This is a genomic window from Maritalea sp. (assembly GCF_051251695.1).
Taxonomy (GTDB): Bacteria; Pseudomonadota; Alphaproteobacteria; order Rhizobiales; family Devosiaceae; genus Maritalea.
In genome coordinates, this window is the sequence record NZ_JBPOEU010000010.1 from 74711 (window position 1) to 90826 (window position 16116).

Annotated in this window: 16 protein-coding genes; 6 read left to right on the forward strand and 10 right to left on the reverse strand. The window is 49.5% G+C overall.

Features of this window, described 5'->3' with window-relative positions; all coding sequences use genetic code 11:
• Window positions 1-93: 93 nt before the first annotated feature.
• The 7 genes from ACSHWX_RS07695 to ACSHWX_RS07725 form a co-directional block, all read right to left on the reverse strand.
• Entirely contained in the window at window positions 94-1125 is a 1032-nt protein-coding gene (locus ACSHWX_RS07695) for a trans-3-hydroxy-L-proline dehydratase (RefSeq protein WP_435667619.1), read from the reverse strand.
• Window positions 1125-2234 (reverse strand): cis-3-hydroxy-L-proline dehydratase, encoded by a 1110-nt coding sequence (locus ACSHWX_RS07700; protein WP_435667620.1) that lies wholly within the window; start codon window positions 2232-2234, stop codon window positions 1125-1127. The genes ACSHWX_RS07695 and ACSHWX_RS07700 overlap by 1 nt, the downstream gene beginning before the upstream one ends.
• Window positions 2235-2256: 22 nt before the next feature.
• On the reverse strand, window positions 2257-3258 hold the full coding sequence (locus ACSHWX_RS07705) for a 4-hydroxyproline epimerase (protein ID WP_435667621.1): 1002 nt from the start codon (window positions 3256-3258) through the stop codon (window positions 2257-2259).
• A 13-nt stretch (window positions 3259-3271) separates the two neighbouring features.
• Complete coding sequence (locus tag ACSHWX_RS07710) at window positions 3272-4516, reverse strand: NAD(P)/FAD-dependent oxidoreductase (RefSeq protein WP_435667622.1); 1245 nt, start codon at window positions 4514-4516, stop codon at window positions 3272-3274.
• A gap of 59 nt (window positions 4517-4575) precedes the next feature.
• Window positions 4576-6006: an aldehyde dehydrogenase family protein gene (locus ACSHWX_RS07715; RefSeq protein WP_435667623.1), complete on the reverse strand. Its 1431-nt coding sequence runs from the start codon at window positions 6004-6006 to the stop codon at window positions 4576-4578.
• 44 nt (window positions 6007-6050) lie between these two features.
• Window positions 6051-7010: a dihydrodipicolinate synthase family protein gene (locus tag ACSHWX_RS07720; protein WP_435667624.1), complete on the reverse strand. Its 960-nt coding sequence runs from the start codon at window positions 7008-7010 to the stop codon at window positions 6051-6053.
• 276 nt (window positions 7011-7286) lie between these two features.
• On the reverse strand, window positions 7287-8177 hold the full coding sequence (locus ACSHWX_RS07725) for a LysR family transcriptional regulator (protein WP_435667625.1): 891 nt from the start codon (window positions 8175-8177) through the stop codon (window positions 7287-7289).
• A 97-nt stretch (window positions 8178-8274) separates the two neighbouring features.
• On the opposite strand from ACSHWX_RS07725, the gene ACSHWX_RS07730 reads away from it, so the two are divergent.
• The 3 genes from ACSHWX_RS07730 (at window position 8275) to ACSHWX_RS07740 (ending at window position 10151) form a co-directional block, all read left to right on the forward strand.
• Window positions 8275-8688, forward strand: a complete 414-nt coding sequence (locus ACSHWX_RS07730) for a DUF6326 family protein (protein ID WP_435667626.1) — start codon at window positions 8275-8277, stop codon at window positions 8686-8688.
• A gap of 71 nt (window positions 8689-8759) precedes the next feature.
• The gene (locus ACSHWX_RS07735; RefSeq protein WP_435667627.1) at window positions 8760-9377 is read left to right on the forward strand and encodes a class I SAM-dependent methyltransferase; all 618 of its coding nucleotides are present in this window, start codon (window positions 8760-8762) and stop codon (window positions 9375-9377) included.
• A gap of 105 nt (window positions 9378-9482) precedes the next feature.
• Window positions 9483-10151, forward strand: coding sequence for a GntR family transcriptional regulator (locus ACSHWX_RS07740; protein WP_435667628.1), 669 nt, complete (start codon window positions 9483-9485; stop codon window positions 10149-10151).
• Between the two features lie 45 nt (window positions 10152-10196).
• Here ACSHWX_RS07740 and ACSHWX_RS07745 read toward each other — a convergent pair whose 3' ends face one another.
• Complete coding sequence (locus ACSHWX_RS07745; protein WP_435667629.1) at window positions 10197-10757, reverse strand: peroxiredoxin; 561 nt, start codon at window positions 10755-10757, stop codon at window positions 10197-10199.
• Window positions 10758-11173: 416 nt separating this feature from the next.
• Between ACSHWX_RS07745 and ACSHWX_RS07750 the strand changes: the two genes are divergently transcribed.
• Genes ACSHWX_RS07750 through ACSHWX_RS07760 form a run of 3 tightly spaced genes read left to right on the forward strand, consistent with a single transcriptional unit; the run spans window position 11174 to window position 14801 of the window.
• On the forward strand, window positions 11174-12529 hold the full coding sequence (locus ACSHWX_RS07750) for an NAD(P)-dependent oxidoreductase (protein WP_435667630.1): 1356 nt from the start codon (window positions 11174-11176) through the stop codon (window positions 12527-12529).
• 18 nt (window positions 12530-12547) lie between these two features.
• Window positions 12548-13858, forward strand: a complete 1311-nt coding sequence (preA, locus tag ACSHWX_RS07755; RefSeq protein ID WP_435667631.1) for an NAD-dependent dihydropyrimidine dehydrogenase subunit PreA — start codon at window positions 12548-12550, stop codon at window positions 13856-13858.
• Entirely contained in the window at window positions 13800-14801 is a 1002-nt protein-coding gene (locus ACSHWX_RS07760) for a DMT family transporter (RefSeq protein WP_435667632.1), read from the forward strand. The genes preA and ACSHWX_RS07760 overlap by 59 nt, the downstream gene beginning before the upstream one ends.
• Here ACSHWX_RS07760 and ACSHWX_RS07765 read toward each other — a convergent pair.
• Together ACSHWX_RS07765 and ACSHWX_RS07770 are read right to left on the reverse strand one after the other, a co-directional pair.
• Window positions 14798-15436: a TetR family transcriptional regulator C-terminal domain-containing protein gene (locus ACSHWX_RS07765; protein ID WP_435667633.1), complete on the reverse strand. Its 639-nt coding sequence runs from the start codon at window positions 15434-15436 to the stop codon at window positions 14798-14800. The genes ACSHWX_RS07760 and ACSHWX_RS07765 overlap by 4 nt on opposite strands.
• Window positions 15433-16092 carry a TetR family transcriptional regulator C-terminal domain-containing protein gene (locus ACSHWX_RS07770; RefSeq protein WP_435667634.1) on the reverse strand — a complete coding sequence of 220 codons (660 nt, stop codon included), beginning with the start codon at window positions 16090-16092 and terminating at the stop codon, window positions 15433-15435. Before ACSHWX_RS07770 ends, ACSHWX_RS07765 begins: the two co-directional genes overlap by 4 nt.
• Between the last annotated feature and the right edge of the window lie 24 nt (window positions 16093-16116).

Here is a 16116-nt window from a genome sequence, read left to right on the forward strand (position 1 = left end):
CAAGTCCGGGACGGCCAAGAAATATAAAAAGAACCTCTAACCCTGCCGCCCCGGACTTGATCCGGGGCCACGCTACAATTGTGCAAACCTCAATCAGTCTTGCATCGGCCACGTATCGCTCAACCGATAACCTTCCGGCCACGGGTCGGAAGGGTCGAGCATATGCTGGTGCGTTCCGGTAATCCACGCGCGGCCATTGATGCGCGGTAAAATCGCGTCGCGGTCTCCGCAAGTTGTCACCTCACCAATATCGCAATTGAACTTTGAGCCGGTGATCGAGGTCGCAATGTATTTATCATCTCGCTTCATTTCGCCTTTAGCGAACATCAGCGCCATGCGGGCAGAACAGCCGGTGCCAGTCGGCGAACGATCAATTTTTCCCGGTCGTATAGCGACAGCATTTGCGCCGGTTAGCGTGTCGACATCGCGGCTGATTTTGCCCATGAATTGGCAAAACGAGATGTGATCCCAATCTGGATTTTCAGGATGAGTGAACCCCAATTGGTCATTCGCTGCCGCCGTGATGCGCATACCTAATTCAGCAATTTTGCGCGCATTTTCTGGTTTTATTTCAACGCCCAAAGCCTGGGCATCCACCATCACGAAACTATCGCCACCATAGGCGGTATCAACGATGAGTTCGCCCAACCCGTCGACCTGTAGTGGCACCTGTAATTGATCGACGAAGCTTTTCACGTTAGTGACCGTGATGCTTTGTGCCTTGCCATCTTTGCACTGCGCAACAACTTCAATCAGCCCGCCGGGAGCTTCCAACGTTAGTCTGGTTTCTGGCTCGGTCATGGGCAAAATGCCGCTATCCAATAGCACTGTCGCGACACATATCGAATTGGACCCTGACATAGGTGGCGTATCCGCCGGCTCCATAATGATGAAGCCCATCTGCGCTTTTGGATTTTTCGGCGGAACCAACAAATTGACATGCCGGAACACGCCGCCACGCGGCTCATTCAACATAAAGTTGCGCAAGGTTTCATCTTGCTCAATAAAATTACGTTGCTCCCACAACGTGTCGCCCGGTGGTGGAGCAACGCCGCCAACGATGACGTCACCTACCTCGCCCTCGGCGTGGCAGGACACAACATGAATGATTTTGGTTGACCGCATTATACTACTCGCAATTCAAACTCGGGCTCTCCCAGAACGTCAAAGTCTGGCTCAATGCCCAATCCCGGTGCGTCCGGCGCTGACATAAAGCCGTTCATGCGTTTTGGTGCGCCTTTAGCGAAATCAACAGTGCCGTATGAATTGAAATCCGTCGCGGAAAAAGAGAATTCTTCTGGCGTTGAAGCCGCCAAATGGGCGATTGTTGCCGTCACGATATCGCCGCCCCACGTATCCTCAATAGTCATCGCCAAGCCAGCATTTACGCACATGTCGCGCATCACCCGTGCTTTGGTGAGGCCACCAACTTTGGAAACTTTTAGGTTGATCGCGTCCATTGCGTCGTCGGCCAGCCCCTTGCGCAACATGGCTTCATCGGTGATGTTTTCATCCATAATGAACGGGCGCGCTGTGCGGCGGCGGATCGACAAGCACTCTTCATATGTCATGCAGGGCTGTTCGATATAGACATCCAAATTCGAAACCGCAGCGGTTACACGCGCCGCTTCATGTCGGTTCCAACCGGTGTTGGCATCTGCGACCAGCACTTCACCTTTATCGAGCACTTTGCGCGTCGCATGAATACGGGCAATATCGTCATTCGCATCGCCACCAACTTTGAGCTGGAATTTGGTATATCCCTCTTGGCGATAGCCATCGATCTTTTTGGCCATCACATCTGGAGCTTCTTGGGAAATTGCGCGGTAGAGTGCCACTTTATCCTGCTGCTTACCGCCAAGCAAAGTGTAGACAGGCAAGTCTGTGGCCTTGCCCAGAATGTCCCAACAGGCAATGTCGATTGGCGCTTTGGCATAAGGATGACCACGCAGCCCCTCGTCCATGGCTTTGTTGACCACGTTCAGGTCGCGCGGGTCCAAGCCGATTACATGCTGTGCCAATTCCTGCAATCCGGTGCGGACGCCAAGGGCATAACTGGGCAAATAGGCAGACCCAAGCGGACAACATTCCGCATATCCGGTGATACCAGCATCTGTTTCCAGAGCCAGAACAGTTGAGTCAAAAACTTCAACAAAATTGCCGTTCGACCAATTGTAACGTCCCTCACGCAAAGGCAGATCAATTTGATAAACGCGTAGCGCGGTAATTTTCACGTTGGTTCCTCCCAATGAATGCTTACGGCAGAATGAAGCCATGTTTGAATGGATCACGATCATCAACAAAGATCGTGTTGTAGCCCGTTTTGCGCGCCCATCCGCCAATCGATGGAATAATCGCGTCCAGTTCGCCAACCTTGGTTTCAGCTTCAACGCGACCGTGGAATAATGAGCCGATGATGCTTTCGTGAATGAAGTCGTCGCCAACGTTTAAGTCACCTAATGCTGCCCAATGGGCCATCCGCGCGGAAGTACCGGTGCCGCACGGGGAACGGTCAATCGCCTTGTCACCATAAAACACAGCATTGCGGGCCGAAGCGTGCGGATCACGCGGCGCACCTGTCCACAAGATGTGGCTTAGGCCCCTGATTTCAGGGTGTTCGGGATGGATAAACTCGTATTTCTCATTAAGTGCTTTGCGCAATAAAGGTGACCAACGGATCAAATCAAGCGAGGACAGGTCTTCAATGTCTCTGAAATTATCTTGCGGTTCGACAATCGCATAAAAATTACCGCCATAGGCGACATCAACGCTTATTTCGCCTAATCCCGGAACATCCGCAGCAACCCGCGTCGCGTGCAGATAGCTTGGCACATTGGTGATGCGCACTTCTTCGACATATCCATCGATCATTGAATATTCAGCTTTTATGCGCCCCGCCGGAGCATCAAGGTAGAGCACGCCCGGCTCCTTAGGCGTCACCAAGCCTTCTTCGATCGCCATTGTCACCGTACCAATGGTGCCGTGGCCACACATGGGCAGACAGCCCGACGTTTCAATAAACAGGATAGCCGCATCACAATCGTCACGGGTCGGTGGATAAAGAATTGAGCCCGACATCACATCATGGCCGCGCGGTTCAAACATCAGCGCCGTTCGCACCCAGTCATATTCGGCCAAAAAGTGCGCACGCTTTTCCAGCATGTTCGCGCCCTTAAGGTCAGGTCCGCCACCTGCCACAAGTCGCACAGGGTTGCCACATGTATGTCCGTCAATACAAAAAAAGCTATGTTTCGCCATGCTGCGTGCCTTTCTAAAAGCGAGATGGGTTGAAGGGGTTCATGTTGATTTTTGGCGCACGTCCTGCCACCAAATCTGCCACCAGTTTAGCCGTGGCTAAACTCTGGGTCAGCCCCAAATGTCCGTGCCCAAACGCATAAGTGATTTTATCTGTTGCCGACGCGTGGCCAATCGCTGGCAATGAGTCGGGCAGCGAGGGGCGAAAACCCATCCATTGCGTGCCGTTTTCTGTGCCTAATTCGGGCAAAAACCGTTTAGCTTTTTGCAGCATAATCTCGGCGCGTTTGTAGTTTGGTTCCGCTTCCAGCCCGGCAAATTCAACCGCACCGCCAACGCGAATGCCTGTGGAAAGCGGAGTCATAACAAAGCCATGGCTGCCAAAGATCAATTGCCGCTTGAGGTCAAATGCCCCCACTGGCAGTGTCGTGTTGTACCCGCGCTCCGTTTCCAACGGTATTTTGTCGCCCAGCTTTTCGGTCAAGCGATGGGACCATGCGCCAGCGGCGATAATGATATTGTTCGCGTTCAGCTTCCGGCCATCTGCGAGCGTGATTGCTCCAGACGCGTTGATGTCTGAAACTTCGTTTTCAATCAGACCACCACCATTTGCGCGCACCATATCCCAAATCGACATAGCCCATTCAAATGGATTGTCCACCGTTTGCCATGTGGGCAGAAATGTTGCGCTTTTGATGTGCGAAGACAGCCCGGGCTGTAACTCTAAGAGTTCTTCACCCTCAACGTGGCGAAAGGGTATGCCGTGTTTTTTGCGCTCAGCATTGTTTTCAATATTAGCTTTAACGTCTGCGTCATTTTCGTAAAGGTGCAGCGCACCGTCCGAGCGGATTTGACTGCCCATTTTGGGCAGTTGCGCAAATTTGGCGATTTCGGCACATGACAAAGTCATCAGGTCGGCTTGGGCTTCCACCGAGCGTTTAAATTGGTCCGGCCAACTGGCACGGAAGAACCGCATCAAGAAGGGGGCAATTGTTGGCAAGTAGCTGGGGCGAATGGTCAACGGTCCCAAGGGATCGGCCAACCACTTTGGTGCTTTGAGCAACATGCCGGGCGACGCCATGGGCAAAAGGTCTGTCACCGCGAACGCTGCTGCATTGCCAAAACTTGCTTCTTGGGCGATGCCTTTACGGTCAACCAAAGTGACGCGTCGGCCTTCTTGCTGCAAATAATGGGCGATTGAAAGGCCGATAATGCCGGCCCCGACAATAAACACATCATGTTGCTGGTCAGCTTTTGACATTGGCGCACCCAATCGAAGAGAAAAGACACCCGGCGACAAACCGCCGGGTGCGGGGTTGGTTAGGGTTGTGTGTAAGCCGTTTTAACACTGGTATAGAATTCAGCCGCATAGCTGCCTTGCTCGCGCGAACCAAAACTAGACCCCTTCGTGCCACCAAATGGCACATGATAATCAACGCCTGCCGTTGGCAGATTGACCATCACCATGCCCGCTTGCGCATTGGCTTTGAAGTGGCTTGAATACTTGAGCGAGGTGGTGCAAATACCAGACGACAGGCCAAACTCGGTGTCGTTCGCGACCGCCAGAGCTTCATCATAGTCTTTGACTTTGATCACACTTGCGACAGGGCCAAACACTTCTTCTTGGTTGATACGCATACCGTTTGTCGTTTGTGTCACCAAAGCTGGTGCCATATAAAAACCTTCAGTGTCACGGTTCAGCCGCTGACCGCCAAATACCTTGCCACCTTCTTTTGCGGCAACGTCCACATAGTCTAGATCTTGCTGGAGTTGGCTCTCATCGACCACGGGGCCAATTTGTGTATCTGAGCGCAGCGCGTGACCAACATTTAGGTTAGACAAACGTTCCTCAACAGCGCTCACGAATTTATCGTGAATGCCTTGTGTCACAACCAAACGCGACGATGCAGTACACCGCTGACCGGTTGAGAAAAACGCCCCGTTGACGCAAGCATCAACTGCGATATCCAGGTCAGCATCGTCCAATACAACCATGGGGTTTTTGCCACCCATTTCCAGTTGTACCTTTTTAAGCAACTTGCCGCATTCCGCAGCAATGCCCTTCCCTGTGGGAACAGAGCCTGTGAAGCTGATGGCGTTGATTTTGTTTGATCCAATAAGCTTGGGCCCAACTTTGGAGCCGCGACCAAACACGAGATTAAACACGCCTTCTGGCAGACCAGAACGTGAAATAATATCGGCCAACGCATAGGCACAACCCGGCACCAATTCAGCTGGCTTAAGCACAACGGCATTACCGTAGGCCAATGCAGGCGCGATTTTCCAAGCTGGAATGGCAATTGGGAAGTTCCAAGGCGTAATCAGCCCAACAACACCAATTGGCGAACGGGTCACATCTATATCAACGCCGGGACGAATAGACGCCAACACGTCGCCTGTTTGGCGCAATGTTTCACCCGCGAAAAACTTAAAGATTTGGCCAGCACGCCCTGCTTCACCAATGCCTTCAGGCAAGGTTTTGCCTTCTTCACGCGATAAAAGTTCGCCCAATTCAGCCTTACGCGCCAAAATTTCAGTGCCGATAAAATCAAGCACATCAAAGCGCTGTTGCGGCGTTGAAGCGGCCCATTGCGCTGCGGCTGTATGCGCTGCATCGATTGCGCGGTCCATATCTGCGGCTTCAGAAACAGCAGCATGGCCCAAAATGTCGGACGTATCAGACGGGTTGATATTTGGGGTGCTGGCAGAAGTTTCTTCCCACGCGCCACCAATAAAGCTCTTATATTCCATTTAGTTATTCCACTTTTCGGGCAATTAGATTCAGATTGTTCAAGTTAGGCTGCAAGCGCCAAAACATCAGGCTGCTGGCTCCAGCTTTGATACCATGTCTGGAACAATTTGAATTGGCGCTCCGCATAGTTTCGCTGACTATCTGAGAGTGCATCTGTTTGATTGAAATGCAAAGTGTATTCAGCGTCGCCCTGCAAAACCATCATGTGTTTATAATAGAGCACCAAATCTGCGCCCTCATCAAACGAGGACAAAACTTGCATAGCGGCATCAAGTTCCTGCGCTCTTAGGCGAGCGATCGCATCGCCCGCAGCGGCTTTTTCGCATAGCGCAACAAGATGCAGCGCTTCTTTGGGCAGCGCGTTGCCAATGCCCGTAATGGAGCCACCGGCGCCACAATTGATATAGCCGTGGAACACTTGGGTATCCACACCAATCATGAGGTTCACACTGTCGTCTTGTGAGGTGATAAATTCAGCCGCGTACCGAAGATCGTCCGCGCCGCCAAATTCTTTAAAACCAATCAAGTTTGAATGATCTTTGCGCAAATCAAAGAACAGATCGGCACGGGTCGCAAAACCATAATAAGGGCTGTTGTAAATCACTGAAGGTAAATCAGGCGCTGCGTTTAGAACTGCTGCAAAGTGTTGGCGTTGCGCTGCCATTGAGCTGCCGCGAGACAGGACGCGCGGGATAACCATCAAACCATGTGCGCCAACTTTTTGTGCGTGCGCTGCATGTTCCGCCGCGATTTTTGAATTGACCGCGCCAGTGCCCACAATGGTTGGAATGCCAGCTGCAACAAGACGGGCAACGCCTTCCATGCGGTCAGCGTCGCTCAGCAAGGGCCAGTCGCCCATGGAACCGCAGTAAACAACTGCGGACATACCTGTATCAATCAGTTCTTTTCCTTTGCGCACCAACGCATCAAAATCCACACTGCGATCAGCTTTGCAAGGTGTCATTAGCGCCGGAATACAGCCAGAAAAAATGTTCGTGTTCATAGTCTTATCCTTCATCGATCGGATTTAAACTTCGATAATTCATCAGAAATTTCAGCTTGTCACCAGCACGATCACTTGCCCGAAAATTGGGAACGAAAGGTGAGGTTCGATGGCGTTATATTATCCTATATCATAAATTGGATACAATCTTCAATATTCTTTATTTGGCGAATGTTCTTTTGGATAAGCAGAAGAAAAATCTGAGCGCGAGAACCCATAACCTGCAAGGCTAGCGTGCTAACTATATGACTTTAAGCGGTTTTTCGCGATGTAGCCCTAAGCTTCTTTGAGAACTTGCTCGAGCATATCAAAAACTACTCGAATTTTTTTCGATGTATGTAGTTCTTGATGCGTGACCAGCCAAACTGGAAAATCAATTGGTGGCACATGCGGCCAAATCCGAACAAGCTCGGGTTCCGATTTTGCAATTGCATCAGCGGTCACGCCCACGCCTAAACCTGCCCGCAACATTTCATGGGCAACCAGCGCACTTGTGCACCGTAATGTAAATTGATCCAACCTTAAGGTTAGCCCGAGACTTTTACATACTTCAATAAACTGAACGGGATCACGTGGCCCTACAAATTCAACATTCTCATGATCTTTCGAACCGGGGCGAAAGCCAATTTGGTCCAGATATGACTGAGAGGCATAAAAACTTGCCGTCCAGTTTCCTACAAGCTTGGCAACCAAGCTTGCCTGGGCTGGTCGTACGTGGCGAACTGCGATGTCCGCATCACGACGCTTTAAATCTTGAATCTGATCAGAAGAAAATATCCGTATCGTCAAACCAGGCGCCGACTTTTTCAATCGTCTGATGGCCTTCGTTATAAACTTCACACACAGAGTATCGACCGCGGTAATGGAGACCTCACCGGATACTTCATTATTGACAGTTTGTGCCACCATTGAAATGCGACTTGCTGCACTCCCCATATCGCGCACATGTTCGAACAATTGTTGTCCGGCCACTGTCATGGTCAGCCCGCGGGTACTGCGTTCAAACAGCAATAGGTTCAAGGAATTCTCTAGCCCTGCAATCTGCCGAGTAATGGTAGGTTGGGTAGTGGAAAGGATACGCGCTGCGCCACTGAAGCTGCCTTCTTCGGCTGTAGCCAAAAAAGCGCGCACTTGGTTCCAATCAAAGTCAACTTCCTGCCAGTTCATACATTTACGTATACCGAAACCACAAAACTAGGCAATTCCTATTTTGTTGGCGTATATATACTCTGAGCTGAAACGAGATTAGATTGAAGGATCAAAAATGACGAACCAAAATTCACGTCAAATTTTATCCACCTTGTGGGTATTCCTTCTGCTCAACATGGTTTTCCGCGACATCCACGAAATTGGAACAGCCGAATTCTTGAACGAAGCTTTGACAGGCAAGGTCAACGGGACAGTTATCACAGATGAATTGATGTTGATCGGGTTCGTTTTAGTCGAAATCCCGCTGGCAATGATTATAGCATCGCTTTTTCTACCTGATCGCATATGCAAATGGATTACTATTTTTGCCGCAACACTAACCGGCGCAATCCTCGCGCTTGGACTGCCCGGTGACTTAGATGACCGTGCCTTTGCGGCCGTAGAGTTCATCGCACTGAGTTCTATTTGCTGGATTGGTTGGCAACTGCCGTCAAGAACGAAAGCTAGCACTCAATTTCAACGCAACTGATTGCCTTGCATTTGCACGAGACGTCATCCGCACCACATCAGTTACCATCAGACAGTTAAAAGGAACACAGCATGAGCGCTCAATCAGTACGTTTTTGGGATAAACAGGCAAAAAGCTACGCGGAACGGCCAGTCAAAGACACAACGTCTTACGAAGAAATGCTTGTCCAAATTGCGCAACGGCTAAAGCCCGAGGACAAAGTGCTTGAGATTGGCTGTGGTACAGGCAGCACAGCGGTCCGCATGGCCGAACATGTTTCGAGTTGGACCGCAGCTGACATTTCACCTGAAATGATCGACATCGCAAAAAACAAAGCTGCACCTGATAACGCCAATTTTTTGGTTGCCGAAGCCGATTCCGAGTTTGCCGATGCACCCTTTGATGTGGTGTGCGCCTTTCACATTCTGCATTTGGTGCCTGACCCAAAAGCAACACTGCAAAGCATTTTCGACCAACTCAAACCCGATGGTTTGTTTATCTCCAAAACAGCATGCATCGGCGAGATGGGCTTTTTGCCCCTCATATTCTTGCCGATAATGAAGCTATTTGGCATTGCGCCTCCTTTGCATGTCCTTTCGAAGGACAAACTAGAGGGTTTGATTGAAAACACTGGCTTCAAAACGATCGATTGTCGAATTTTCGGCACCAGTAAATCCAGCATTTATGTTGTGGCACAGCGCCCACATTAGCCATTCTGGGCAGTTCATTGCCCTTCAAATCATCTCCGGGGATGGCGAAATCAAATGCGCTGAGATATATTGGAACGACAAAATTGATTTGAATTGAGCATTAATATGAAGCTGAGCACCGTGAATGTGCGCGCCGCTGCTTCGGCTGCGGACCTTATATTTGAGGCCCTGCGCGAAGCTATTTTTACCGGAGAACTAAAATCCGGCGAACATTTGCGTCAGGACGCTTTGGCGGAAATGTTCAACACGTCGCGCATCCCTGTCCGTGAGGCTCTTACGAAGCTAGAGCAGCAAGGATTGGTGAAAACCGAACGGTTTCGCGGCACGACAGTTTCGTCACTTTCTGCGGACGAAGTGAAAGAGATTTTCGAATTTCGCGCGTTGCTGGAAGGCGAAGTGATTAAGCAAGCAATCACCAATATGGACGACGAAACATTGGTGTTGGCAAAAGAGCATTGCGATGCATTTTCCAACGAGAGTGATTCTGCAAAATATGGCGAATTGAACCGCAATTTTCACTATTGCCTATATGAACGGGCTAATCGCCCCTACCATTTGCATATCGCAAAAACCACGCTTGACCGCATTGAAAGTTATCTGCGGGCGCAATTGGTTTTAACCGATGGCATGAGCCGTGCGCGGCGCGAACATATGGGCATTTTGCAAGCTTGTGTTGATCGCGATGGCGACCTGGCAGCAAAGCTGACCCGAGAGCATATTCTTGGTGCCAGCGAGAGCTTGATCAATTATCTCAAAGACCAGGAAACAAAATAAAAGGCGGGAAAACCCGCCTCTTTAATTCATCATTTATCGACAGAATTAAGCGACTGCTTCTTTAGCAAAAGGCTTATTGTCTTGGATCCAAGTAAGCACAAATTCAGGTGCTGAAAACTCATATGGATCGCTCTCAATATCGTCTTGGAAACCAGCTTCTTCGAACCAGCCAACGATCTCACCGTCATCAACAACAGTTGCATAACGCCAAGAGCGATAGCCAAAACCAACATTTTCTTTTTTGACAAGCATGCCCATTTTGCGGGTGAACTCACCAGAACCATCTGGGATCAAACCGACATTTTTTACGCCCTGCGACTCACCCCATTTGTTCATCACAAACGCATCATTTACAGACAAACAATAGATCGCATCGACACCAGCTTCTTGGAATTCACCGAACATTTTTTCAAAATTCGGCAATTGATATGTCGAACATGTTGGCGTGAAAGCACCCGGTAGGGAAAATAGAACAACCCGTTTGCCAGCAAAATAGTCAGCGGTTGTTTTGTCTTTCCAGCCAAATGGGTTTGGACCTTCAATAGATTCGTCGCGCACGCGTGTTTTAAAAACAACGTTTGGCACTTTCATTCCGACTTTAGCCATGTTCATACCTCTTGATAGTTGTTGTTTTTCCGAAACTTCTCGTCCAAACTTTAAGCATCACTATAAGGGGACTACTACCCTTTTAAGAGCTGAGATTTGAGGCGATGAAGCGTCAGAAATTTCGAGTAAATTGTTTGGATGAGTGAATAAGACATTCCCTGTACATGGGCAAGCCAAAAGCCTCAGAAATCACAACAATGAGCGCATATGCCTCACCATTTGTAACTAATACGCAAAAATTCAAATTCAAAAACTTGACTAGATGGTCAGAAAAGATTTGACCTTTTGGTAAAAATATCGAATATTTTATGGTGAAGGAAAGTGTTGTCACAATTTTTGGGTACCATCCGGTTTGAGGAGACTGGATGAGATGAAGCCCCATTAAATGGTGACTATGATTTTGGGGAGGACAATTGATGAGCGAAACAGATTTCGTCTCGCGGGATATCCGTTCTGGTCGGCTGGACCAAATAGACTACGATTCAAATTTTGAGGATTTGCACGCGCCGCTAAATCACCATGAAGCGGTGGTTGAGGCAGAGCGTTGCTATTTTTGCTATGATGCGCCCTGCATGACGGCATGTCCGACCAGCATCGACATTCCCCTCTTCATTCGACAAATATCCGTCGACAATCCAATTGGCTCTGCAAAGACCATTCTCAACCAAAACATTCTTGGGGGCATGTGCGCCCGCGTTTGCCCCACTGAGACATTGTGCGAAGAAGTTTGCGTTCGCGAAGAAGCGGAGGGCAAACCGGTTAAGATCGGCCAACTCCAGCGCTACGCCACAGATCATTTAATGGCGGAAACCAATGAGCATCCATTCAAACGCGCGGCTTCAACCGGCAAGCGTGTCGCTGTCGTTGGCGGCGGCCCCGCAGGTCTATCATGCGCGCACCGCTTGGCGATGCATGGTCATGATGTTGTTATTTTTGAAGCCCGTGAGAAATCAGGCGGACTAAACGAGCACGGCATTGCAGCCTATAAAACCACCCATAACTTCGCTCAGCTAGAGGTTGAGTTTGTGTTGGGTATTGGCGGCATTAAAATTGAACACGGTAAGGCCCTTGGCGCAGCTATCAATCTAACGGCGCTTAGAGAAGAATATGATGCGGTGTTCTTGGGGTTAGGATTAGGCAACACAAATGGTCTTGGCCTTACGGGTGAAGATAATGACGGTTGTCTTGATGCCGTCGACTATATCGAAAAGCTGCGCCAGACAGATGACCTTTCCACATTAGAGGTTGGGCGCGATGTAGTGGTGATCGGCGGTGGCATGACCGCCATTGATATTGCTATCCAGACCAAGCTGCTTGGCGCTGAAAATGTCACCATCGCTTATAGGCGTGGCCAAGAGGCAATGAATGCTAGCCTTTACGAACAAGAGTTAGCCCAGACCCACGGCGTTGTTATTCGCCATTGGTTGCAGCCAAAAGCGCTCATCTCCAATGATCAAAATCAGATCACGGGAATCGAGTTGGAATATACCGCCCAGACGAATGACAAACTGGAAGGCACTGGTGAAACCGTAAAACTCGAGGCTGATCAAGTATTTAAGGCCATTGGCCAAAAGTTTGATTCAAGTACTTTAAGTGACGCGGGTATTGACCTTGAGGCGCGCCGCATCAAAGTCAACGAGAAGGGCAAAACCTCCCTTAGTAAAGTTTGGGCCGGTGGCGACTGTGTTGCTGGCGGGGAAGACCTCACCGTTGCGTCCGTTGAAGATGGCAAAGTTGCTGCACAAGACATTCACTCATTTCTATCACGCTAACCGAATAGGAGAACCGATATGGCTGATCTATCGACCACTTTTTTAGGCATCAAATCGCCAAACCCTTTTTGGTTGGCATCCGCACCACCAACGGACAAGGCATATAATGTCGAACGTGCATTTGAAGCAGGATGGGGCGGCGTTGTTTGGAAAACATTGGGTGAAGAAGGCCGACCCGTCGTCAACGTAAATGGCCCGCGCTATGGCGCTATTTTCGGCCCTGACCGGCGTTTGATGGGGCTCAACAATATCGAGCTGATCACGGACCGCTCGTTGGAAATCAACCTTCAAGAAATGACCGACGTGAAAAAGCGTTGGCCAGACCGCGTGATCATCGCCTCAATTATGGTCCCATGCGAAGAAGAAGCTTGGAAGGCAATTCTGCCTCGCGTCGAAGCAACGGGCGTTGACGGAATTGAACTCAATTTTGGTTGTCCGCACGGCATGAGCGAACGCGGCATGGGCGCTGCTGTTGGCCAAGTGCCTGAATATATCCAGATGGTCACTGAATGGTGCAAAAAATACTATTCAAAGCCCGTCATCGTAAAACTAACACCGAACATCACTGACGTGCGCCACCCTGCCCGTGCAGCAAAAGCTGGCGGTGCAGACGCCGTGAGTTTGATCAACACCATCAACTCCATTGTTGCCGTGGACTTAGATAATTTCGCCCCTGTGCCAACAATTGATGGCAAAGGCTCACATGGCGGCTATTGCGGTCCTGCGGTGAAACCAATCGCGATGAACATGGTGGCAGAAATTGCCCGCGACCCAGAAACAGCTGGTTTGCCAATTTCAGGCATTGGCGGCATTTCAACCTGGCGTGACGCGGCTGAGTTTATCTCATTGGGTTGCGGCAATGTACAAGTTTGCACTGCAGCCATGACATATGGCTTTAAGATCGTTGAAGAAATGATTTCTGGCCTATCCGAATGGATGGATGAAAAAGGCTTTGAAAGCATTGATGACTTTATGGGGATGGCCACACCAAATGTGACCGACTGGAAACACCTCAACCTCAACTACGTTACCAAAGCCAAAATTGATCAAGACTTGTGCATTAGCTGTGGGCGTTGTCATATTGCCTGCGAAGACACATCGCACCAAGCGATTACCAGCTTAGTGGATGGCGCACGTAAGTTTGAGGTGATTGACGATGAATGCGTTGGGTGTAACCTTTGTGTAAATGTCTGCCCGGTTGATGGTTGCATAACAATGGAGCAAATTGGCGGCGTCGACCCGCGCACCAATAAAGAGATTGATCCAAATTATGCCAACTGGACAACCCACCCCAACAACCCCAGCGCGGTCACCGAGCCTGCCGAATAAAATTCAAAACACCCGTTCATTAAATGAACAAGCAATAGTTGGTCGCGAAAAACTTCGCGGCCATTTTGCGATGATCCTGTTTGCGGTTTTAATTTCAGCGTCATTTTCGTTTGGTGCCCTAGCGGCGCCCCACATTGATGCCGGTGCCCTAAGCGCATCACGGTTCGTTTTAGCATCAATCGTGATGTTTCTGATCGCCTTCTTCACCCGCGTGCCGCTGACGCAAAACCGCAAATTCCTCCCCGCATCTCCACATCGTTTTCTGATTTTGGGCTCGCTAATGGGCGTTTATTTCGTCACCATGTTCGAAGCACTCAAAATCGCATCACCCGTTTCAACGGGCGCTGTGTTCACGTTGATGCCGCTCATATCCGCTGGGTTTGGCGTAGTGTTTTTGGCCCAACACGTCTCTTTTCGCATGTTGGTCAGCCTTCTGATCGCCGCCGCTGGTGCGGTCTGGGTGATCTTTCGCGGAGATTTGGAAGCCTTGTTATCGTTCAACATCGGAACGGGGGAAGCCATCTTCTTTATTGGAGTTGTCTGCCATGGTGCATACGCGCCCTTAGTGCGCAAACTCAACCGGGGCGAACCGGTGGTGCAGTTTTCGTTTTGGACATTGGCTGCCTGCGCTGCTGTTTTGGCAGTTTATGGCGCCTGGGGCATTGTTTCAACAGATTGGCTGAACTTGCCTGCGGTCGTTTATTGGGCCGGGTTATATCTCACCATATTCACAACTGCCCTCACCTTTTTCTTGCTGCAATATGCAAGCCTGCGCCTTCCGGCCTCTAAGGTGATGTCATATGGATATTTAACCCCAAGCTTTATCATTTTGATCGAGGGGTTCAGCGGACGCGGTTGGGTCAATCCAAGCGTCGCGTTGGGCGCATTGGTGACTGTTTTGGCATTACTGGTTCTAGCATTTGCGAAAGAAGATAGAATTTAGCGGACTTTGAGCAACGAGGTGAACAGCTGCTCTAAATAGGATTTTGTTTGCTCAAATTTCTCTGGGTCATCAATACCACCACCCAAAACGACACGAACTTGAACTTCAAAATCCGCATAATGCTGGGTTGTCGCCCAGATGGAAAAGATGAGGTGCTTTGGATCAACCTTGTTGATCTTACCTTCTTCCATCCACTTGCGCATGATGTCAGATTTCTCTTCAATCAAATCGTTGATTTGCCCTTCAAGAATGGGCTTGATGCGCAGCGCACCTTGAATAATCTCGTTGGCAAACAAACGACTTTCACGCGGATAGTCGCGGGTCATTTCGAGTTTTAAACGCACGTAATTGAGAATTTCTTCCAGCGGATCACCGTCTTCGCTCAGCTTGCGCATGGGATCAAGCCAAGAATCTAAAAGGCGCGCCAAAAGTGTTTCATGGATATCTTGCTTAGATTTGAAATAATAAAGCAAGTTGGGCTTAGACATACCTGCTTCTTCTGAGATCTGATCAATGGTTGATCCACGGAACCCGTGTTGAGAAAACACTTCAAGCGCTGCTTCGAGTATCTTTTGCTCATTCGCCCGCTGAATACGCGTTTTACGCTGCGGTTTCTCAGAACTGCTGGCAGTCATTTTTCGCCCCCGAATTTAAGCCCAACGCCGCCAAGAATGATTTTCTTTACGTCTCTGGTTGCGCTAATCCAAGCCTTGTCGTCCAACGGCAATCCGTCATTGAGCGTTTCAACTTGGTGGACGAAATCAGCATAGTGCTGGGTTGTCGCCCATATCATATATAGAAGGTGCTTAGGATTAACCTTGTCGATAAGCCCTTTATCTATCCAACTTTGAATAACGACTTCTCTGGAAAGCGTCCACTCTTTTAACGTTGTCTCCAAGTAGTCTTGGATGATCGGCGCGCCATGCATAACCTCGTTCGCCCAGACTTTAGATCCGTTCGGATGTTGGCGTGAAATCTCCATCTTCTTGTCAATATAACTCGCCAGCGCGTCTGCTGGTTCCATATTTTGTTCAAATGAATCGGCGGCATCCAACCAAATATCAAAAATATTTTGCACAACTTGGCTGTAAAGCGCTTCTTTTGTGGGGAAATAATAGTGCAAATTAGCCTTTGGTATTCCAGCTAAGTCAGCAATCACTTGTGTTGTTGCGCCCTTAAATCCATACTCTGCAAATGTCTTCTCTGCGGCCTGCAAAATGGCGGATTTCTTCTGGTTTCGTGTGGACGGTTTCCTAAAGTCCCCGCCCTTTTCCTGAAGTAATTTCGTCAATTTCTTTCACCGCCACACATAGAA